The following is a 19801-nucleotide window of genomic DNA, read 5'->3' as shown; positions in this document are numbered from 1 at the left end:
ATTTTAACTACATATAGCAAATTTTAGTTCCATATTTTTTCAACCCTTTCAGTATAACTACTTAATTCTTCCTTGACTTATAGTAGATATAGGAATCATAAATGATATCTGACAAATTTTAAGTCTCGTAGGGTGGGCATTGCCCACCGCAGCAATGGTTTATAAGCCATAGCCCACCCTACGTATATTTCCAACATCAAATATTATTCCCATATCACTAAAAGCATCTATTGTTTATAAAGTTTTATGTTTAAAATCTCCTTTCCTTATCACTTTCAAGAAATTAATTTGGGCAATTAATGCGGTAAACATACTTAAGCAGATTTCTTTTTGATCAATAATTGATGATTTATGAAGTTTTGTAGGGAAAATCGCTTTGAATAACCTAATATTATTACAGCAGATTTCAGCTTGCAGGAAGCAGGGGGCAGGAGGCAGAAGAAAGATAAGTGACTATAACTACTCTTCTCATCTCCCCATCCCCATCTCCGCGTCCCTCCAGCATAGCTGCCTGAGTCCAACGACAAATATTTACGCCGACTTACTGATTGACAAAGAGAGTAACTGACGGATTTCTTCACGCACACTCATCAGGATTTTACCAAGATGATTTTCACCGGTTTTATCCGTACCACAGCCCCAAAAATAATCTGTGGGTGAATTTTCCACCAGAACTTCATTACCTGTTACCAACAGCACTTCTCGAATCTCCAAATGAGTGAGAAACTTTTTGAGAACAGCTTCTCGCATGACTTGAATTTTGACCAATTCCCAATCCAAACGTAGTCGATGTTTATCACAACGCCCTAAAGCGGCAGCTTCTTCAGGAGTTGCAGCCCTATGGATTAAGGGTATAATAACCTCATCTTCACTGCCCACAAACTTTTGCGCTTGATAATAATGCTCAACTGTTGGCCAGTAAGTACTCTGAATTTCGATGGGGTGGGGAGAAAAGTTAGAAAAACAGCCATAGGGCTGCCACACTTTGTAAAAGTAAATAGTCATTTCAAAATTTTTGTTTATATATTAAATTTTATATGAATCCTCAGTTAGCGTAAAACTCAGACATGAAGAGTGCCGAGATATACGCAACCTAATTAAGGTATAATGCGTTTCCTTTTATAGCCTCTGGCTCCCGTAAGGGTTAAGCTTTGCTGGTGCGCGAAACTTTGATCAAGATTTAGTTCATTTACCTGAAAAGGGCTGTAATTAAGACGAAAAGGCAATTTCCAATTTCCAAAAATTATCCTTTTTTCACAGTTGCTAAAGGTTCTGCAAAATTTCGACATACAGGAAGCTGAATCTGAAATTCTGTTCCCTGTCCAGGTTCAGAGAAGAAATTAAGTTTGCCAGTATGTCGTTCTACTACAATTTGATAGCTAATAGATAATCCTAATCCTGTTCCCTGTCCAACTGGTTTAGTTGTAAAAAATGGGTCAAATACTCGTAGCTTTGTGTTTTCTGCCATGCCTAATCCATTATCTGCAATGTGGATAAAAACCCAGCGATTGGCTATAACTTTAGTCCGAATAGTAATGGTAGGAATAAAATTTTTTTGCTTATGGGCAATGGTTTCTTCCAAAGCATCTATGGCATTGCTTAAAATATTTATAAATACCTGGTTTAGTTGTCCTGGCGAACACTCTACCACTGGCAAATTACCATATTCTTTATTAATAACAATAGTAGAATTGTGAGACTTCAACTTCAAACGATGCTGTAAAATTAGTAATGTATTTTCAATTCCTTCATGAATATCAACTAATTTAATTTCTGCCTCATCCAAGCGGGAGAAATTTCGCAAAGAATTGACAATATCTCGAATCCGTTCGCTGCCAACTCGCATAGAATTAAGCAGTAGCGGTAAGTCGGTACTCACAAAGCCAAATTCAAACTTTTCCATAACTTCCTGGACTGCCTCTACAGGCTGGGGATAGCTATTTTGGAAAGTCTGAACCAGATTTAATAAGCCTTGAACGTATTCTTCCAGACAGTTGATATTGCCATAAATAAAATTTACTGGATTGTTAATTTCGTGAGCAATTCCCGCTACTAGTTGTCCTAAACTGGACATTTTTTCACTGTGAATCAATTGCATTTGAGTTTGCTGTAACTCTTTCAATGCTGCTTGCAAATGCTGGGTTTGGGTTTTTAGCTGTAATTCAGATTGTCGTAATTCTTCCTCGGCTTGTTTGCGTTGGGTGATATCGGTGTGAGAACCTGCCATGCGGTATGGTTGCTTCCAAACATCGCGCAACAATATTGCCCGACAAAGCACCCAGAGATAGTTGCCGTTACGATGTTGCAGGCGATATTCCAGTTCACAGGTGGAAAGTCGCCCCTCAAAATATTTTTGGAAAGTTGTTAAAACTCGATCCCGATCATCTGGATGCAAACGCTGTTTCCATTCCTCAAAGTGATTGGGTAAATCCGTTTCTTTATATCCCAACATTTCTTTCCAGCGAGTAGAAAAGAAAACTTCATTTGTTTCCAAATTCCAATCCCACAAGCCATCATTTGATCCCTTAACTGCAAGTTCAAAGCTGGAACTGATTTTGCCGAAATCTTTATAAGGATGAACCTGCAAAACTTGAAAGCAATCATGAACTGATTGATAATTGAGGGGAATCGTCCAACCTTCTGATTTTGCTGCTTTTGCTGCGGGATGATCTTTCGGTAATTTGAGTAAGGCTATCGCTACTTGTTCTGCTAAATCACTGGAAGTTTGTTGGGTGACAGCAAACGCCCATTCGGGATACAACCGCGTACTTAAGGCAAAGGGAAACTTTTCTCCATACTGGGTTTGCTGATTGATGATTTTGAAGTTTTTTAGGTCAATTTTTCCTTCCAAAGCCATTTGTTCGAGAACATTGGTGGAAATAGTGCCGGCATCTGCTTTACCTTCCTGAATGGCGTATACAACTGCATCATGGCTATTGCTGAATTGCAGACTTTGGAAATCCCGGTAAGGATTGATCCCCGCTTCAACAATTTCTCTCCATGCCGATTTCCAACCCCCAAGAGAATTTTCCGCAACTGCAATAAAGCGTTTACCTCGTAAGTCGTTGAGGGTATGAATATTATTACAATCGACGTTACAGAAAATTACTCCACCAAACATGGTGTAAGCTTGTCCTAAACGGAGGTGCTTTAAGGTTGCGAGGCGATTCACTCCATAGAGGGCTTCAAATTCTACATATATCCCCGGACTGGTAATCACGAATTCCACAGCATTCTGCTCAACTACTGCACCAATCTGGGTGAAATCAAGGGGAACAATGGCGAAGTGATATTCAGGAAGTTCGGAGGTGAGGTAGTCTGCCGTTGCTTGCCAGGTTTGTAATGTATGCTGGGTATCTCGATGTGCTAAAACACCAATCTGAATCAGGGATTTCATAGCTTGTTATTGAGACAATTATCTGCGTTAATCTGCGGTCAAAAATCTCACATATTGGATGAGTCCCCTTGTTAATGCCTAATTTCTCTGTCATTTCCCGGTTGTGGATATTCACCCGGAAATTTCCTGCACTACAATCACAGCCGGAAACCTAGCTTTACCCACAGGTTTTGCTGGGTAAGTGCCTATTCGCAAGTCTTGGTTGGGGATTTTTACCTGTGTAGTGCGAATTGCTGTAGGGCTGGCTGTATTGGTCATTTTCGTGACGATTGGTCTAGTTTAATGATATTTCTGAGATTATACTACTATAAGTCTATGTTTTTACTGTATTTTAGCTAAAAATAGCATTAAAAGGTATTAAGGCTAAACAGAGCAATCCCGATTGTGAGGTATTTTTTTTAGAAAAAGTGAATATTTGCTGTAGTAGTGCGATCGCTATAGGAAGTATTTTCGTGGCTTACCGTGAGCGCAAAGCGCAGGCTACGCTTTTGACTCTAAACTAGAAATGCGTAAACTTTGCTCACCGTTCGTGTAGCGTGCTGTAGGCATAGATATCGCTCTCCACTTTATAGCTAAACTAGGAATATAACCTGAAGATATAAAACATCATGTCTAACCATTCCTCAGTTATAAGTGTGTCTCCTGAAATCATGAGTGGTACTCCTGTTTTTACTGGAACAAGAGTTCCTATACAAACACTTTTAGATTATTTGACAGATGGAGATTCAATAAATGATTTTTTAGATGGTTTTCCCACGGTTACTAGAGAGCAAGTTATTACATTTTTGGAGGAAGTAGGAAAGCAAGTGATTAGTAAGGTAGCATAAAATGAAATTGATTTTAGATGAATGTATTGATCGCCGGTTAACCAAAGAATTTATAGGTTATGAAATCAAAACTGTTCCTCAGATGGGATGGGCGGGAACTAAAAATGGTAAATTACTGGCTTTAATAGAAACAGAATTTGATGTTTTTATTACCGTTGATAGGAATCTATCTTTTCAGCAAAATTTATCTCAGTTCAATATCGCTGTAGTTGTTTTGCAAGCAAAGTCTAATAGATTAATGGATATTTAACCTTTAATTCCAAAAGTTTTAGATGTATTATCTACAGTAGTGAAAGGTCAAGCTGTGGTTATTAGTCTTGAATGATAAGGTATCGCTCTTAACTCTACATCAAAAATGCAATTCGCCCTAATTTTAGGTTGCATCAGATTCATCTGGTGGTTCGCCAATTGTCTGCTGTGCTGCGTGACGGATATGAAGAATACGAACTGTAGAAACTTCCTTTCCTTCTATAATTGTGAAAATTATCCTGTATGCGTTGCGTCCTTTACCATAAATTATCTGACGAATTTCTTGACTCAAATAATCATTTTCTCTAGCTAAAGAACATCGCTTTGGCATTTGTGATAAAGATTCAATTAGTCTTAATAACTCTGCATACCACTGGCTTGCTTTTTCAGGAGAAGTTATTTGAGACAACTGTAAAAATGCTTTGTCTGCTTCTGCTTCTGCTGTGCTAGAGATTTCAATACGGTATTTTATGAATCGGCTGGCAGGTTATATTTGCGACGCTGCTCATTAGCAAAATCATCAAAGGAACGAAAACGACCGGCTTCAAAATCTTCTAACCCTTGCTGAATACCCTTAATAGATGCTTCTGATTCTTGTAATTCCCAGTCTAGGATATTCTCTAGCAATTCAGCCGCGACAAAACTAATATCTTGTCCTTGCTGTGCTGCTTTCTCTCGCAGTCTAGCTTCTAATTCTGGGCTAAGGGAAACAACTATCGCCATAACCGTATATTTTGGGAAAGGTTTCTAGATTTTATTGTATGTCAACTAATGCGATCTTTCCTAACTCTACATCCATAAAATGCGTTAGTAAAGCTTACCGAAACTATCTCTCTAAATTTACAATTCAGAATCATCAAAAACAGAAGGAAGGTTACGACGACCACTCACTACTCGTAAAATTTCAATTCCATCATCCAACACTCTATAAAAAATTATATAGCCTTCAAGGAGTAATCCTCGCAAATCAGCACGTATTTCTGAGTAGCTTTTACCACTATTTGGAAAGGAAACTTATTGTTGACATTTGCGATTAAATTCCTGAAAAAATTTTTCACCTGCTTCTAGGTTGTTTTGTGAGAAGTATTCAGCAATTTCGTTCAGGTCACGACTAGCGAGAATATTAATAACGTAACGATTCATTTTTGTACCTGTCGCTGTTGCTGAAAACGCTCTAAAATTTGATTTACAAATGTTTCACCGTCAATAGGTTCTGTGTGTTCTGAAATTGCAATAGCAGCATCAATTTTTTCGCGCACTTCCTTAACCCATTCTGACTCAGCATTATCATATTCATCTAGCAACCGGAGAGCAATTTCTAGAACTTCTTCTACAGATTGGTATTTCCCAGTTTGCAGCTTTGTTTGTATAAAGTGTTCTTGCTTAGGTGTGAGACTGATACTCATAATAATTTTGGTTAAGTTGACTGTAGATAAGAACTATTATAATGTATTTCAAAAACTTAATTATTCTCAAGGCGTTAGTGAAGCTTACCGAAGCTATCGCTCTCACTCTACATCGGAAATGCAATATTACCCAATAATTAAAACTGTGAATTTAACCATCCTAAAAAATCTCCCGTCTTGACAAAATATCTTTCTATACTTGCTTCCTGCAATATTTCTTTAATCTCTGGTTTACCAAAGTCTGTATGATTTCCACTCAAAAAAACTTTTTTCTCATTTGTAGATATTTGAGCATGATCAAGAATACAATGTAAAATTAAATTATCTGTAGGATCATTAATAAGTAAATTTTCCAGACTTTTACTGAGAATATCTGGTTTTAATTGTATTAATTCTACCGAATTTTTAGCCCATTCTAAAACATCAAAAAGACGAGTATTAATCTCATTCATTCTCTCATTATTTTTAATAATTGCTTGTTCTAAACATCGTTTAATTTCTCTAGAGTATTGAGAGTTAACATCTCCTTTGAGTTTTCTTACTTCATCCTGTAAATTATCCCCAAAACGATTATTTATGTTGCGCTCACTTTCCAATACAGAAAGAGATTCCATACAACAAATTGCAGGAGTTACTATTTTAATTCTTGTTGTTACTTCAGGAAATTGGGAATTTACTAAATTCTCAGTATCTTGATCTTGTTTTTTTGCAAAATCAATAAAAAAATTAGTTTCTATGTAAAGCGTAATCATTAAATTTACTAACCCTTAGTGTGCTGCATCATAAATCTTGTCTACAAAACCTATCTGGGTTAGTTCTTGTGATTTTGGAGGATGATCTGTTTTCCAGTTATCAGCCAAATCTCTTAACCATCCTTCAACTAATGTTTCTAAATAATATTCAAAAATCCTCTTTTTATGACTAAATTCTGGATCATATTCAGACAAAACTTCATGAGTTGGAAAGGTGTAGACATTTTCTAACTTTTCCCCATCCCAGTGAAAAAATTTAATTTCTTCACGGGTAGCTGTCATTGCATAAGGAATTATCACTCTATTATGTTCATGTTCAAATTTGAGGATATTTTCAACCTTTCCGGTAATATCTTCTACAATATCTCTAGCTCTAACTTTTGATACTAAGAGTTTATTTCCGTTTTTATCCCAAGCTGTAATATCTGATAGTTCTATGGTTGTGTCACTCAGTTTTGTAGTGTCCATTTTTTTCATCCTTGTGACATTGAAGGTTGTAATATTTTGATTATAAATGATAATCGCTCTTACCCTACATCAGAAATGCGATCGCTCTCACTCTACATAATTTTCTTTTATTTATTCCTTTAAAGAACGCAATAAGCTAACAGGACGTACAGATTTTATAAAAGGATAAATTTCTGGATATTTTTTAAAAATATAAAGTTCATATTCATACCAGTGCATTTCTCCCTTTTCCAGATTACAATTTCGACAAATGACCCATAAATTTTGAAACTCCAATGATAACCAAGGATATTGTGATCTTGGTAACTTATGATCAATAGTTCTACCGTTATCCTCTCTATATTTATGATCACAAATCGGACAATAATAATCAGAATTATCTATTACCCAATTTTTACTTTCTTCAGTTGTTCCACATTCTGAATCACCATTAATATATCTCCAATGGTCAAATTTTCTATAATTATCAAAATCTTGTTCAGTTAACCGATGATATCGCTTTTTACCAATCTTATCTGCAAGTTTAAATAATTCCCCAAGGTCTTGATTTTCTAAATTCATATTTACTATTCCTATAATTTAACTGTCCTATAGGTTTTTTGATTGCGTTTCTTCGTAGGTTTAGATTTAGCATTTTTACTAAAATCAATAATTTCCATTTCTGTTTGAGGAAACTGTTTATCTATCTCTTCTGAAATTTCATTAAGTTCTTGTGCTAATTTTTGCTGAAAATCTTGTATTTCTTCTTCTGTTAGATATTTATTACCAATACGATCTGCTTCTAGAAATAATTCTTCCAGAGTTAAATGTTCTACCTGATACTTCACTAAAAAATCTTGAATGGTGTTATGGAGATTAATTACATTATCCCAACCAATATTTTTATAACTATTTTCTTTTAACCATTTGTGATCCTCTGGAGATAATTTAATTCTATTTTTTGAGTTATATTTTTGTACTTCACGATAACTCATCCCTTGAAAATATTTCTTTCTATTTTTGTTGACAACCATAAATTAATCTACTTTACCCTAATGTTGATTTTAATAATTTAACTATACCTTTACGGATCTCACTATCCTCTAACCTCAATAGTCCTTTAAACTCTATCGCTAATTTTAATCTAATTTCATCAACTATATTTTTTAAATGTTTATTCTCTTTCTGTAAATTAGTATTAGCTTCTGTTAACTCTTGATTACTATAACTTAATGTATCTACTTTAATTTTCAAATTTTTATTTTCTTTAGCAATGCGTTTAATGTCTTCCTCTAGTTTTCTGGTTTCATCTTCTAATTCTTGCTTCCGTAAAGTTGATTCTGATTTTAATATTTCTATATTCTCAATAGATTCTTGTAATTCTCTGTATTCTTTTTGCAACAAAAATAAATCATTTTCTAATAATTTTAATTCTGCATTTTCTTTTTCTAATTGCAAATTTACATTAGTTAAGTTTTGGTTACTCTGATTTAATTCTTCTAATTGAGTTTTGAGATTTTTATTTTCTGTTATAACTTGTTGAATATCTTCTTCTATTTTTCTTGTTTCTTGTTCTAATTGTTTCTTTTTTAAAGTTGATTCTGATTTCAGTAGTTCTATATTTTTAATAGATTCTTGTAGTTCTAAATATTCAGCTTGTAAAGATGAAAGTTTCTTTTCAGCTTGACCTCGCATTCTTCCTAAAGAAGCATTATTTTTACCAAGACTAGAATTTTTTTCTGCAAAAGATTCAACTAATTTGACTGCGATAGGTTCATTAGAAAGAATAGTTAGCAATCTTTCACATTCTTCTTTATCTAATACATCACTAATATTTTTATTAATGCCATATTGTTCCTTTAGAACTGTTTGTACTTGACTCTTAGATGCCATAAATTCCCTCAAAACTTCATCAATCAAAATGTTTACTTTTCAGACATAGATAATTTACATTATAAGTATATTTATACTATAAACACTTTTTTAATATGAATGAGTTAGCACTTTAAATAACATTATAACTAAAATAGGTTACTTTTGAAAACGGTCGCAACTGTATTAATACTGATTTGACAGTGTGAAATTTAAAATTATTGTAAAGTCAAACTTACCTAAAAAACAGCAAACTCCGTAAATTTCCTAACTTCAGGTGCTTTAAACCCTAAAATAATATGTAATTTTGGTATTCCCGCAGCAACCAAATCATTAGCCACCCCTTCCTCAGTTCCATCATGTTGAATCCAAACCTTACCATCAATTAAATCAAAATGTAATAAACTTCCATAAATCCGATAACCATTTTCCCAACCAGTTTCTACTAATAAATAATGATCATTTTTCTCATCTAACACCACTTCTACCTTCACCTGTGCATCATTACCAAAAAAATCTGCATATTCTTGAAGAACATTTTTAATAATCTGACAATATTGATTAGTTAAGGAATCCATATAAACATCAGAAATTTTAGCTATCTGAAAAACTATTTTCGTTTACTCCAATAAAATGGTTTACGCTTATAATGCGCTACCGCTAAAATGCGGATTTGTTCATCTTCCAAAACACGATATAAGAGAGAATAGGGAAATTTTGGTATCACTAAACGCCGAATAGAACCGCGAACCTTTGCGCCTATTTCTGGATAATACATCAAACAATTGACAGCCTGTTCTACCGCTTCTAAATATTCTAAACCAAGACCCGTTTTTTGCTGCTCATAATAATTGATAGCTTCAGTTAATTCTTGTTCTGCCAAGGGATGAAATATAACATTTATCATTGTAAATATGTACGCAATTTACTAAACACTTCTTGAGAGGAAATACCAGCAATTTTACCATTACTTATATCCTTATCTCTTAATTCTGCCTCTTGTATCCATTCATTAGCAATTTGCTGATCAATTTCTTCCACTTGTCCTAAATGTTCAATCAAACGAGCTACTAATAATGCTAAAGTATCCTTTGGTAAAGCTAAAACTTCAGCCTCTAATTGTTCAATAGTCATAAATTACCCAATCTCCTTACAGTACACTAATTATAATCACTCATTACCCATTATCCCTATATTCTAAATCAAGGTATCTTCTTTGCGCCTTTGCTCCTTCCCATCTTGGCGCGAAACTTTAATCAAAATAAAGCATAATTAACCATTAACCATACAGAGAAAAAACACAATGAACAAACAACCCATCCGCGTTGGAGTCCTTGGTTTTGGTGGACTCGGACAAGCAGCAGCAAAACTCCTCTCCAGCAAACGAGAAATGATCCTCGTCGCCGCCGCAGATCAAAAAGGCTACGCATACTCCACAGAAGGCTTAAACACCGATGCTTGCATTTCCACCTACCAAAAACAGGGAACAGTCGGTTATTTAGAACCCTTCGGAACATTAAGCAACAACAGCATTCAAGACCTTATTCAAGCCACTGGAGACGCTGTAGATGGTTATTTCCTGGCTTTACCTAACCTTCCTAACGACTTTATCCCCAACGTCACTAAACAATTTATCCAAGCGGGTTGGCAAGGTGTGTTAGTTGATGCCATTAAACGCACCAGCGCAGTAGAACAACTGTTAGCCATGAAAGACGAACTGCAAGCAGCGGGTATTACCTACATGACCGGTTGTGGTGCAACCCCTGGACTATTAACCGCCGCCGCTGCTTTAGCTGCCCAAAGTTACGCAGAAATTCACAGTGTAGTTATTACCTTTGGTGTGGGAATTGCTAACTGGGAAGCATACCGTGCTACTGTCAGAGAAGATATCGGACATATGCCCGGTTATAGTGTAGAAACCGCTAGGGCGATGACAGATGCAGAGGTAGAAGCATTATTAGATAAAACCAACGGTGTGTTAACTTTGGAAAACATGGAACACGCCGATGATGTGATGTTAGAAATTGCCGGAATTTGTTCACGGGATAGAGTGACAGTTGGTGGTGTAGTTGATACCCGCAACCCTAAAAAGCCCCTTAGTACCAATGTAAAAATCACAGGACGCACCTTTGAGGGTAAAATATCCACCCACACCTTTACATTAGGCGATGAAACCAGCATGGCTGCTAACGTCTGCGGTCCAGCCTTTGGTTATCTCAAAGCCGGTCAAGAATTGCATCAACGGGGCATTTCTGGCTTATTTACCGCTGCGGAAATCATGCCGAAGTTTGTAAAATAGGGGTTCCAATTTTGGATTTTGGATTTTGGATTTTGCATTGTATTTAACTACGTACAATCTAAAATCTAAAATCTAAAATCTGAATTTTTGTTCCCTATTCCCTAATATAAGATTCTTGATATTCTTCTTCTTCCAAAATAGTCGGTGTTTGCATTATAAACGGAAGTTCAGCACCTATTAAACCCCGCTGGATACGTTCTGAGGTTTCCTTGAAGATCACAAATAAAGGATAAACACTATTTGCACCCTCACTCAAAATATGACTGTGACGAGGGTGCATGATCCATTCATATTCTTTATCTAATAACACTTGACTTTTGCGCCATCTTCCTAATAAATCAGAAAAGTCTTCATGGGGACGATGAATGAAAACCAAAATTTCCACACCGGTTTTGATTTTCCATTCCGGGTCACACATGATAATAGCGATATCACAGGGTAAACTTGTGGTTTGTGAAGTCTTAGTTTCAATATCCCGAATTCGGACGATTGGTAAAGGGATAGTAATGACACTTTCAGAAGGACGACGGAGACTGGGAATCATCTCTAAATAGGGACGATGTTGTTTGAGGAGAGCGATCGCAGCTAAATGATTGCTATACTCAGCTAAACTCGCTTCATAAACAGATTTTTGTACAGGCATAATTTTTCAGTTATTAGTTATCAGTTACGAGTTATCAGTTATCAGTCTCTTCACGATTCACTGATAACTGTTCACTGATTTTTTAGCCCAGCGTTTCAAATACCTTGAACATAGGCAGATACATCGCTAACAAGATTGTACCAACCATCCCCCCAAGAACCACAATCATCAGAGGTTCCAAAATACTGGTTAGTGCTTTAACTGCCTGTTCTACTTCATCTTCATAGAAATCGGCAACTTTCATCAACATAGCATCTAATTCTCCAGTTTCTTCGCCGATACTCATCATCTGAATTGCCATAGGCGGAAAAACTGCATCTTTTTGCAAAGCAATACTAATCATACCTCCTTGTTGAACATCTAAACGGGCTGCATCTATGGCATTAGCAACCACTTGGTTTCCTGATGTATCTCGCACGATTTCCAAACAAGTTAGAATTGGTACACCTGAACGAGTTAAAGAACCAAAAGTCCGGCTAAAACGAGCTACTGAAGATTTTTGAATCAAGTCACCAAACAAAGGAACTTTCAAAGAAAGACGGTCAATAGTTTCTTTACCAACACGGGTTTTGTAATACTGTTTATAGGCAAAGGAAAGTGCCATCAAAGCACCAATAATTGCTAAAGACCACCAACTTCGTAATATTGCACTACAAGTCATCAAAAATTGTGTTAAAGGAGGTAATTCTACTCCTATATCTGCAAAAATGTTCGCAAAAATGGGAATTAGAAAAACAGTCATCCCTACAAAGATAGCAGTGGCTAAAAAGCCTACAACCACTGGATAAGACAATGCTGATTTAATTTGGTTTTGTAATCTGGCTACATCTTCTAATAATTTTGCGAGGCGATTCAGTACTTCATCAAGTACACCACCAACCTCTCCAGCTTGAACCATACTGACATACAAACCATCAAAACATTCAGGATGTTTACGCATGGCATCTGAAAGATTAACTCCAGTTTGCACATCGTTGCCAATTTCAATCAGAGCTTGTTTGAGTTTAGGATTGCTACACTGTTCAGAAAGTACACCTAATCCTCTCACAATTGCCACACCTGCATTTACCAATGCAGCAAATTGACGAGAAAAAACTGCTTTATCTTTAACAGAAACCTTCACCAAAGAATTCTGGAATTTTTTGAAATCAAGGATTGAAGCCAAGCTTTGAGATTCTTTCAAATCTTGGACAACAAAACCTTTATCTCTAAGATTAGTCCGAGCATCTGACAAAGAATCAGCAACAAATTTCTCGGTGCGGGATTTTCCTTGAGAGTCACGAACACGAGCAAGATAAGTAGGCATAGATTTATAAATTTAATATTTGGTGATTGGTGATTGGTAATTGGTGATTGGTGATTGGTGATTGGTGATTGGTAATTGGTAATTGGTGATTGGTGATTGGTGATTGGTAATTCATAATTTGTAATTAGAATAATAATTACGAATTACGAACTACGAATTACGTATCCCTAGCGGGACCGTAGGCACTATTAGAAACTTAATGCGCTCTAGCAACTGAACCTGGTTTTGCCCCTGCGCCCTGTTGTGGTGTGCCACCGATGAGACGTTGAACTTCATCAGGTTTAGAAGTCTTAGACATTGCGGCTTCAAAAGAGATAGTTCCAGCTTTGTACAAATCAGCTAAAACTTTCTCTAGAGTTTGCATTCCCAATTTACCTCCTGTTTGGATAGCTGAGTAAATTTGGGCGGTTTTTCCTTCACGAATCAAGTTAGAAATAGCCGGAGTGATAATCATAATTTCTTGAGCCATTACCCGACCATATTCACCTGGTTTGGGATTTTTCTTGGGTACTAAGGTTTGACTAAACACTGCGACTAAAGAGTTGGACAATTGCACCCGCACCTGAGTTTGTCTTTCATGAGGGAAAACGTCAATCATCCGGTCAACTGTTTGTGCAGCCGAACTTGTGTGCAGCGTACCAAATACCAAGTGTCCAGTTTCCGCAGCCGAAATCGCCAAAGAAATTGTTTCCAAATCGCGCATTTCCCCAACCAGAATAATATCAGGATCTTCCCGCAGGGCTGCTTTTAAGGCATTAGCAAAACTTTTGGTATCCTCACCTAATTGCCGTTGGTGAACTAAGCTTTTAATTGGTTCGTAGACAAATTCAACTGGATCTTCAACGGTTAAGATATGTTCTGCTCTAGTGCGGTTAATTAAGTCAATCATTGCCGCTAGGGTAGTAGTCTTACCGGAACCTGTCGGACCTGTGACGAGAATTAATCCTCTGGGCTTTTCAGACATTTCCCGAACTACATCTGGAAGACCTAATTTTTCAAAGTTAGGGATTTTAGAACTTAAAGCTCGCAAGCAAGCAGCATAAGCTCCACGTTCTTTGTAGACATTCACCCGGAAGCGAGCCAATCCTTTGACACCATAGGAACAATCTAATTCCCATGTTTGTTCCAAGGTTTTCCGCTGGGTGTTGTTGAGCATACTGAAAATCAGTCTTTGGCACTCATCTGCGGTTAGTACATGATCACCAATAGGAGTTAAATGGCCACTGACGCGGAAGTAGGGAGGCAAACCTGCTGATAAGTGCAGATCCGAACCACCCATATCAATTAGCTGCTCCATCAAGTCTTCAATCATCATTTCCATAATTGCTTCGCTCCAATTTAAAATTCAAAATTCAAAATCAAAAATCAAATGACCAAGAACTAAATTAATGTCAACAAATCAAAAGTTTTGAAAATATATCCTTCCTCCCCTACTTCCCCTGCTTCCCCTGCTTCCCCTGCTTCCTTTCTCCTGCTCCCTGTCACTAATCTTGAAAACGGGGTGTCATACAGTAGGGACAATCTAGCCATTCTTGTTGTAATGTGGCATCACAAGTTTTACAGGTAAGGCCACTCTTGCGTTTGGCTTTTAACTCAGCTTCCAAACCTGTATCAGTAAATGTCACACGCTCCACCTCTTCTAGAGTGGTGGCACCTTGACGGACTAAATCCAGACTGTAAGCAAGCAAGGTTTTCATACCCTCCTCTACGGCTACTTCTTTGATGCGTTCCGTGGGTGCATCTTCGTTGATGAGAGTTTGGAGGTTTTCGGTGATCCGCATGACCTCATAAACACCAACACGTCCCTTATAGCCAACACCATTACATTTTTGGCAAACCTGATTGTGGGCTTTAGCTTCGGCTATAGCTTCTGTAGGGAGAGTGTTAGCTTTATAGAAAGTTATTTCCACATCTTTGGAAGCTGATAAACCGTAGCGAGCTAGTTCATCAGTAGTGGGAGTATAGGGAATCCGACATTCTGTACATACACGACGCACCAGACGTTGTGCGAGAACGCCAATTAGGGAACTGGAAACCATGAAAGGCTCAATATCCATTTCTCCCAAACGAGCGATCGCACCAGGAGCATCATTTGTGTGTAAGGTAGTTAATACTAAGTGTCCTGTCAGCGCCGCTTCAATCGCTGTTTTTGCGGTTTCCTTATCTCGTGTTTCCCCCACAAGCAACACATCAGGATCTTGTCGCAAAAAAGCCCGCAGAGCCGTCGAAAAATCTAGTCCTTTTTCTCGAATTACCTGTACTTGGGTAATCCCTGGCAAACTGTACTCAATCGGGTCTTCTACCGTACTGATGTTAATCCCTGGATCGTTTTTTTCTGCCAATGCTGAATACAACGAAGTAGTTTTACCAGAACCTGTCGGACCTGTCACCAAAATCAACCCAAAAGGCTTGCTGACCATATCCTGGACAATTTTCAAAGTCTCTGGATCAGTAATTAACTTATCCAACCCCAGTTGAGTAGAAGAGTTATCCAGAATCCGTAGTACCACCTTTTCCCCATAGCGACTGGGTAAGGTATTGACACGGAAGTCTACTTTCCGTCCTTCAAACAAGCGGCGAATCCGTCCATCTTGGGGTAAACGCCTTTCCGCGATATCTAAATTAGCAATGATTTTAAATCGGGCTGTAACTGCCGGGATGATCTTTTTTGGCATAGCGGGAAAGGCTTCACGCAGTACTCCATCTTTACGGAAACGAATGCGTAAGTTTTCCTCTTGTGGTTCGATATGAATATCCGAAACGCCTTCATGCAAAGCTTTGAACAACACTCTGTTGACAAGATTGATAATGGGTGCATCGTCAGCCCCCTTCATCGCCGCCCCAATATCAACCTCTCCATCCTCAGCTACTTCATCAGTTATGTTGTCGATAGCTACTAAATCTTGACCAACATCTGTAAACTTTTCTTGTTCCCGTTGCTTTTCCCGAACAGCGAACTCATCTAAGTATTGGTGGATCATCTGCTGGTAATCTTCCTGGGTAATTACCAGCCGCTGCAAGGATAAGCCTTGGAGGCGCAAGATGCGGTTGAGATCATCACAAGCCTCTAGATTATCCGGATCAACCATCGCCACTAACAAATAAGGCGGGTTTTGATCCTCATGTTTAGATAAAGGTACTAAACGGTGACGACGACAGATATCCACTGGGATCAGGGTTTCAATCAATTGGCTGATGTTTATGTTGCCAATTTGATTGACTTGTGGATCGAGGGATTCAACACCGTATAGTATTTTTAGTTCAAATAAATGTTGTTTCTTGTATTCTCTGAGAAACTCAGGTGATAGTTGTTGCCCAGTGATTGATTCCAGTACATCTGTCAACATTTTGCCAGATTTGCGGCTTTCAATCAGTGCCTGCCGCATCTGTTCATTATTGACATAGCCAGATTGCACTAGCTTGTTGCCGAAGGGCGAAAACTCTGTTCTTGTAGTTAGAGCGGTACTACGCCGTTGTGGTGAGGAGTAAGTCATATGTCAATGAGTAGGAGACCTCTTATTCAAGTATTCCCACACTGTAGTCAATAATTCGCATTAAGTCTGTATTAAATTTCAGTTTAAAACTTTTCTGCTGAAAAATTTTGATTCTCAGTACCGTTTTGGGGAGATGGAGAGAAAAATTTCCCCAAACCCTCAAAGAGCAGCCTTTCACCCATCTCTTTTCTGCCATCAGTAATAATTAGTTAAAAAACTGACTTATGATCAGGGGCGAAGGGCATCAAGTTCCACAATTCCCCCTGATCTACTCTTGGTGCTACCATTACTGTTCCGGCTAACGCCTTCAGAAAGGCTACACTAATTTGTTAACTATTTGTCACAATAAGAGGACGGTGACATCACTCCCAAAAAAATGTCGGCGATAAAATCAGCTTTGGTTGCCAGCCTTAAACAGTAAAGGTGGCAATATGTGGCTACTATCTTTGAGATTTTAAATTTTATCTGATCCAACTAAAATCTCAAAGATGCTCCCAGCGATCGCAGTTTTAATCATGGAATAAATCCCAAATCCTGAAACCAAGTCCCTGTCTTCAGACAAGGGCTAAATCCAAAAGCCCTTCGGGTATGCCTCCGGCTCCCGTAAGGGATACGCAGTCGCACCCTACGGGAAGGCGAAGCGCCTACATGGGGGAAACCCCCTGTTCTGCGCGCTGACTCACCAAAATCCAAAATCTACAATTGCTTGACGCACTACCGTCAAAAGCATCTGGGATGAGTAGACAATTATGGACGAAAATAAACAAGTAAACAATACAAGCCAGCAATTGGGTGAACCAATAGAGGTAAAGCAAGCAATGAAAAGCGACTCCCCAGCCGAAATTAACTCTAACGAATCTGGCAGCGAGGTGACTGAGCAAATGGCAGCCCAAACTAATGTACCGGCAGAACCTGCACTCACAGAGGAAAATGGTGTCGCTGCGGCAGAACAAACAGAAGTAAATACGGCAGCTTTAGCAGAATTGACTCAACAAAATGAGTCTCTAAAAGCACAATTTGAAGAGCGTAGTACACAATATATGCGGATTGCCGCAGATTTTGAGAATTATCGCAAACGCATCTCCAAAGAAAAAGAAGAGACAGAGATGCAGGTGAAACGGAATACGATTATGGAATTACTGCCTGTAGTCGATAATTTTGAGCGGGCCAGAGCGCACCTCAAACCGCAAACCGATGGCGAGATGACCATTCACAAAAGTTATCAAGGGGTTTATAAACAATTAGTGGATTGTCTTAAGCGTTTAGGCGTGTCACCCATGCGCCCTGAAGGTCAAGAATTTGATCCTAACCTCCATGAAGCAGTCATGCGGCAACCTACGGATGAACATCCAGAAGGTACTATCTTAGAAGAGTTAGTGCGCGGGTATTATTTGGGAGAACGCATACTACGTCATGCAATGGTGAAAGTGGCAGCCCCAAAAGAAGATACACCTTCCGAACCGGAAGATGAGTCGAATCAGGATAACGATTAAGTTTTCTGCACTCACCGCACTGACTGAAAATTTCTAAATTCTGACAAGGGCGAGAATCAACTTTCTCAACAAGGATAGGGCTGTTGAATGGTTTCTGAAATTTAACAGCCCCTCCATAATTGTTTCCATCTCCAGACTCGGCTTCCTAATCAGCAGCAGACATCGGTATCACTCTTTGTATTTTCACTGTATACCAATATGATTTACACAGATGTTACCTTCAGCTTCTAGCCTTGAGCAAAAAACGATAGTTTGCGAAAAATCACGTTACAAGCACTCAATAAAAATACTGTAAATATGGGAAAAGTTATTGGGATCGACTTAGGCACTACTAACAGTTGCGTTGCTGTTGTAGAAGGTGGTCAACCGATAGTGATTGCCAATTCCGAAGGGGGACGCACAACTCCTAGTATTGTCGGATTTGGCAAAAGTGGCGATCTCTTAGTTGGTCAGTTAGCCAAGCGGCAATCTATCACTAATGCTGAAAATACAATCTACAGTATCAAAAGATTCATTGGTCGCCGTTGGGATGATACACAATTAGAACGCACTCGCGTACCCTATAACTGCGTCAAAGGTCGAGACGATACTGTTGATGTAGCAATTCGTGGATCTAACTACACACCACAAGAAATATCCGCAATGATCCTCCAAAAACTCAAACAGGAGGCGGAAAACTTTTTGGGTGAAACTGTAACTCAAGCGGTGATTACCGTACCAGCATATTTCACAGATGCCCAACGACAAGCAACTAAAGATGCTGGAACCATTGCTGGCTTAGAAGTCCTCAGGATTATCAACGAACCCACAGCGGCCGCTTTAGCCTTTGGTTTAGACAAACAAGATCAAGAACAATTGATTTTAGTATTCGACTTAGGGGGTGGAACTTTCGATGTCTCCATTCTCCAACTTGGAGATGGAGTGTTTGAAGTTAAAGCAACTAGCGGTAACAATCAACTGGGTGGAGACGACTTTGACAATTGCATTGTCCTGTGGATGCTAGAGCAATTCCAGCGACAAGAGAACATAGATATTTCCCCAGATAAAATGGCTCTGCAACGCCTGCGAGAAGCAGCAGAAAAGGCAAAAATTGAACTTTCCAGCATGGTAAATACTTCAATTAACTTGCCCTTTATCACTGCCGATGAAACAGGCCCCAAGCATCTGGAGATGGAACTAAGTCGTTCTAAATTTGAAGAACTCACAGCGCATTTAATTGCAGCCACCATCGAACCAATGATTCAGGCGCTCAAAGACGCAGACCTCAAACCCAAAGACATCAACCGGATTATTTTGGTAGGTGGTTCTACTCGCATTCCTGCGGTCTTAAATGCTGTAATCAAATTCTACAATGGCAAAACTCCAGATCGCTCCATCAACCCTGATGAAGCTGTAGCACTGGGAGCAGCCGTCCAAGCTGGAGTTTTGGGTGGGGAAGTTGATACCCTGCTACTCTTAGATGTCACTCCCTTATCTTTGGGTCTGGAAACGGGAGCAACGCGATTTTGTGAGGTGGGGCAAAAAAAGTGCGATCGCCAAGTTAAAAACAGGCATCACTAAAAAATCTTTACCGTACAAAAAAATGATTTTACACATAACAAATAAATAATATTACT

The 19801-nt window shown here is 38.4% G+C and carries 23 protein-coding genes and 2 pseudogenes; 5 read left to right on the top strand and 20 right to left on the bottom strand.

The features are described from left to right. Positions 1 to 531 precede the first annotated feature (531 nt). The 3 genes from H6G59_RS00120 to H6G59_RS00110 all read right to left on the bottom strand — a co-directional run bounded on the left by H6G59_RS00120 (position 532) and on the right by H6G59_RS00110 (position 3655). On the bottom strand, positions 532 to 1005 hold the full coding sequence (locus H6G59_RS00120; protein WP_190711152.1) for an NADAR family protein: 474 nt from the start codon (positions 1003 to 1005) through the stop codon (positions 532 to 534). A 238-nt stretch (positions 1006 to 1243) separates the two neighbouring features. Then, a complete protein-coding gene (locus tag H6G59_RS00115) occupies positions 1244 to 3397 on the bottom strand; it encodes a sensor histidine kinase (protein ID WP_190711151.1) in 2154 nt (717 codons plus the stop codon). Positions 3398 to 3508: 111 nt separating this feature from the next. Further along, a complete protein-coding gene (locus H6G59_RS00110) occupies positions 3509 to 3655 on the bottom strand; it encodes a hypothetical protein (RefSeq protein WP_190711150.1) in 147 nt (48 codons plus the stop codon). Positions 3656 to 4005: 350 nt separating this feature from the next. Here H6G59_RS00110 and H6G59_RS00105 point away from each other — a divergent pair, with 350 nt between their 5' ends. Together H6G59_RS00105 and H6G59_RS00100 are read left to right on the top strand one after the other, a co-directional pair. Continuing rightward, on the top strand, positions 4006 to 4224 hold the full coding sequence (locus H6G59_RS00105; RefSeq protein WP_190711149.1) for a DUF433 domain-containing protein: 219 nt from the start codon (positions 4006 to 4008) through the stop codon (positions 4222 to 4224). Position 4225: 1 nt separating this feature from the next. Continuing rightward, the gene (locus tag H6G59_RS00100) at positions 4226 to 4474 is read left to right on the top strand and encodes a hypothetical protein (protein WP_242038746.1); all 249 of its coding nucleotides are present in this window, start codon (positions 4226 to 4228) and stop codon (positions 4472 to 4474) included. 123 nt (positions 4475 to 4597) lie between these two features. On the opposite strand, the gene H6G59_RS00095 is transcribed toward H6G59_RS00100, so the two are convergent. The 13 genes and pseudogenes from H6G59_RS00095 to H6G59_RS00040 form a co-directional block, all read right to left on the bottom strand. Continuing rightward, positions 4598 to 4927 (bottom strand): type II toxin-antitoxin system RelE/ParE family toxin, encoded by a 330-nt coding sequence (locus tag H6G59_RS00095; RefSeq protein ID WP_422601681.1) that lies wholly within the window; start codon positions 4925 to 4927, stop codon positions 4598 to 4600. Positions 4928 to 4941: 14 nt separating this feature from the next. Next, positions 4942 to 5196: a hypothetical protein gene (locus tag H6G59_RS00090; protein WP_190711148.1), complete on the bottom strand. Its 255-nt coding sequence runs from the start codon at positions 5194 to 5196 to the stop codon at positions 4942 to 4944. A 117-nt stretch (positions 5197 to 5313) separates the two neighbouring features. Beyond that, positions 5314 to 5469, bottom strand: a pseudogene (locus H6G59_RS27700) (type II toxin-antitoxin system RelE/ParE family toxin); the annotation flags it as partial. A gap of 18 nt (positions 5470 to 5487) precedes the next feature. Further along, the gene (locus H6G59_RS27695) at positions 5488 to 5616 is read right to left on the bottom strand and encodes a hypothetical protein (RefSeq protein WP_339327903.1); all 129 of its coding nucleotides are present in this window, start codon (positions 5614 to 5616) and stop codon (positions 5488 to 5490) included. Beyond that, positions 5613 to 5879 (bottom strand): ribbon-helix-helix domain-containing protein, encoded by a 267-nt coding sequence (locus tag H6G59_RS00080; protein WP_190711147.1) that lies wholly within the window; start codon positions 5877 to 5879, stop codon positions 5613 to 5615. Before H6G59_RS00080 ends, H6G59_RS27695 begins: the two co-directional genes overlap by 4 nt. Positions 5880 to 6016: 137 nt before the next feature. Then, on the bottom strand, positions 6017 to 6631 hold the full coding sequence (locus tag H6G59_RS00075) for a PIN domain-containing protein (protein ID WP_190711146.1): 615 nt from the start codon (positions 6629 to 6631) through the stop codon (positions 6017 to 6019). 15 nt (positions 6632 to 6646) lie between these two features. After that, a complete protein-coding gene (locus H6G59_RS00070; protein WP_190711145.1) occupies positions 6647 to 7099 on the bottom strand; it encodes a hypothetical protein in 453 nt (150 codons plus the stop codon). A 111-nt stretch (positions 7100 to 7210) separates the two neighbouring features. Further along, the gene (locus H6G59_RS00065) at positions 7211 to 7660 is read right to left on the bottom strand and encodes an HNH endonuclease (protein ID WP_190711144.1); all 450 of its coding nucleotides are present in this window, start codon (positions 7658 to 7660) and stop codon (positions 7211 to 7213) included. 11 nt (positions 7661 to 7671) lie between these two features. Then, on the bottom strand, positions 7672 to 8112 hold the full coding sequence (locus tag H6G59_RS00060; protein WP_190711143.1) for a hypothetical protein: 441 nt from the start codon (positions 8110 to 8112) through the stop codon (positions 7672 to 7674). Between the two features lie 13 nt (positions 8113 to 8125). Beyond that, entirely contained in the window at positions 8126 to 8998 is an 873-nt protein-coding gene (locus H6G59_RS00055; protein ID WP_190711142.1) for a coiled-coil domain-containing protein, read from the bottom strand. Positions 8999 to 9189: 191 nt separating this feature from the next. Beyond that, positions 9190 to 9528 carry a XisI protein gene (locus H6G59_RS00050; protein WP_190711141.1) on the bottom strand — a complete coding sequence of 113 codons (339 nt, stop codon included), beginning with the start codon at positions 9526 to 9528 and terminating at the stop codon, positions 9190 to 9192. A 32-nt stretch (positions 9529 to 9560) separates the two neighbouring features. Beyond that, positions 9561 to 9857, bottom strand: coding sequence for a type II toxin-antitoxin system RelE/ParE family toxin (locus tag H6G59_RS00045; RefSeq protein WP_190711140.1), 297 nt, complete (start codon positions 9855 to 9857; stop codon positions 9561 to 9563). Then, positions 9854 to 10084: an addiction module protein gene (locus H6G59_RS00040; protein WP_190711139.1), complete on the bottom strand. Its 231-nt coding sequence runs from the start codon at positions 10082 to 10084 to the stop codon at positions 9854 to 9856. Before H6G59_RS00040 ends, H6G59_RS00045 begins: the two co-directional genes overlap by 4 nt. Positions 10085 to 10253: 169 nt before the next feature. On the opposite strand from H6G59_RS00040, the gene bioU reads away from it, so the two are divergent. Then, the gene (gene bioU / locus H6G59_RS00035; RefSeq protein WP_190711138.1) at positions 10254 to 11249 is read left to right on the top strand and encodes a (S)-8-amino-7-oxononanoate synthase BioU; all 996 of its coding nucleotides are present in this window, start codon (positions 10254 to 10256) and stop codon (positions 11247 to 11249) included. Positions 11250 to 11343: 94 nt separating this feature from the next. Here bioU and H6G59_RS00030 read toward each other — a convergent pair whose 3' ends face one another. The 4 genes from H6G59_RS00030 to H6G59_RS00015 form a co-directional block, all read right to left on the bottom strand. Next, positions 11344 to 11892, bottom strand: a complete 549-nt coding sequence (locus tag H6G59_RS00030; RefSeq protein ID WP_190711137.1) for a hypothetical protein — start codon at positions 11890 to 11892, stop codon at positions 11344 to 11346. 82 nt (positions 11893 to 11974) lie between these two features. Next, positions 11975 to 13198 carry a type II secretion system F family protein gene (locus tag H6G59_RS00025; RefSeq protein ID WP_190711136.1) on the bottom strand — a complete coding sequence of 408 codons (1224 nt, stop codon included), beginning with the start codon at positions 13196 to 13198 and terminating at the stop codon, positions 11975 to 11977. 196 nt (positions 13199 to 13394) lie between these two features. Beyond that, entirely contained in the window at positions 13395 to 14519 is a 1125-nt protein-coding gene (locus H6G59_RS00020; RefSeq protein ID WP_190711135.1) for a type IV pilus twitching motility protein PilT, read from the bottom strand. 163 nt (positions 14520 to 14682) lie between these two features. Continuing rightward, the gene (locus H6G59_RS00015) at positions 14683 to 16692 is read right to left on the bottom strand and encodes a GspE/PulE family protein (RefSeq protein WP_190711134.1); all 2010 of its coding nucleotides are present in this window, start codon (positions 16690 to 16692) and stop codon (positions 14683 to 14685) included. A gap of 746 nt (positions 16693 to 17438) precedes the next feature. Between H6G59_RS00015 and grpE the strand changes: the two genes are divergently transcribed. Both grpE and dnaK read left to right on the top strand, forming a co-directional pair. Further along, complete coding sequence (gene grpE, locus H6G59_RS00010; RefSeq protein ID WP_190711534.1) at positions 17439 to 18185, top strand: nucleotide exchange factor GrpE; 747 nt, start codon at positions 17439 to 17441, stop codon at positions 18183 to 18185. Between the two features lie 297 nt (positions 18186 to 18482). Further along, positions 18483 to 19700 (top strand): annotated as a pseudogene (gene dnaK / locus H6G59_RS00005) (molecular chaperone DnaK); the annotation flags it as partial. Positions 19701 to 19801 lie beyond the last annotated feature (101 nt).

The organism is Anabaena lutea FACHB-196, from assembly GCF_014698305.1.
GTDB lineage: Bacteria > Cyanobacteriota > Cyanobacteriia > Cyanobacteriales > Nostocaceae > Anabaena > Anabaena lutea.
This window is presented reverse-complemented; position numbering and strand designations above follow the sequence as displayed.

Coding starts and splice junctions, on each gene's coding strand:
- H6G59_RS00115 (WP_190711151.1), bottom strand. CDS start 3,397: ATGAAATCCCTGATTCAGATTGGTGTTTTAGCACATCGAGATACCCAG.
- H6G59_RS00025 (WP_190711136.1), bottom strand. CDS start 13,198: ATGCCTACTTATCTTGCTCGTGTTCGTGACTCTCAAGGAAAATCCCGC.
- H6G59_RS00080 (WP_190711147.1), bottom strand. CDS start 5,879: ATGAGTATCAGTCTCACACCTAAGCAAGAACACTTTATACAAACAAAG.
- H6G59_RS00045 (WP_190711140.1), bottom strand. CDS start 9,857: ATGATAAATGTTATATTTCATCCCTTGGCAGAACAAGAATTAACTGAA.
- H6G59_RS00020 (WP_190711135.1), bottom strand. CDS start 14,519: ATGGAAATGATGATTGAAGACTTGATGGAGCAGCTAATTGATATGGGT.
- H6G59_RS00065 (WP_190711144.1), bottom strand. CDS start 7,660: ATGAATTTAGAAAATCAAGACCTTGGGGAATTATTTAAACTTGCAGAT.
- H6G59_RS00090 (WP_190711148.1), bottom strand. CDS start 5,196: ATGGCGATAGTTGTTTCCCTTAGCCCAGAATTAGAAGCTAGACTGCGA.
- H6G59_RS00030 (WP_190711137.1), bottom strand. CDS start 11,892: ATGCCTGTACAAAAATCTGTTTATGAAGCGAGTTTAGCTGAGTATAGC.
- H6G59_RS00075 (WP_190711146.1), bottom strand. CDS start 6,631: ATGATTACGCTTTACATAGAAACTAATTTTTTTATTGATTTTGCAAAA.
- H6G59_RS00070 (WP_190711145.1), bottom strand. CDS start 7,099: ATGGACACTACAAAACTGAGTGACACAACCATAGAACTATCAGATATT.
- H6G59_RS00110 (WP_190711150.1), bottom strand. CDS start 3,655: ATGACCAATACAGCCAGCCCTACAGCAATTCGCACTACACAGGTAAAA.
- H6G59_RS00060 (WP_190711143.1), bottom strand. CDS start 8,112: ATGGTTGTCAACAAAAATAGAAAGAAATATTTTCAAGGGATGAGTTAT.
- H6G59_RS00100 (WP_242038746.1), top strand. CDS start 4,226: ATGAAATTGATTTTAGATGAATGTATTGATCGCCGGTTAACCAAAGAA.
- bioU (WP_190711138.1), top strand. CDS start 10,254: ATGAACAAACAACCCATCCGCGTTGGAGTCCTTGGTTTTGGTGGACTC.
- H6G59_RS00040 (WP_190711139.1), bottom strand. CDS start 10,084: ATGACTATTGAACAATTAGAGGCTGAAGTTTTAGCTTTACCAAAGGAT.
- H6G59_RS00120 (WP_190711152.1), bottom strand. CDS start 1,005: ATGACTATTTACTTTTACAAAGTGTGGCAGCCCTATGGCTGTTTTTCT.
- H6G59_RS00105 (WP_190711149.1), top strand. CDS start 4,006: ATGTCTAACCATTCCTCAGTTATAAGTGTGTCTCCTGAAATCATGAGT.
- H6G59_RS00050 (WP_190711141.1), bottom strand. CDS start 9,528: ATGGATTCCTTAACTAATCAATATTGTCAGATTATTAAAAATGTTCTT.
- H6G59_RS00015 (WP_190711134.1), bottom strand. CDS start 16,692: ATGACTTACTCCTCACCACAACGGCGTAGTACCGCTCTAACTACAAGA.
- H6G59_RS27695 (WP_339327903.1), bottom strand. CDS start 5,616: ATGAATCGTTACGTTATTAATATTCTCGCTAGTCGTGACCTGAACGAA.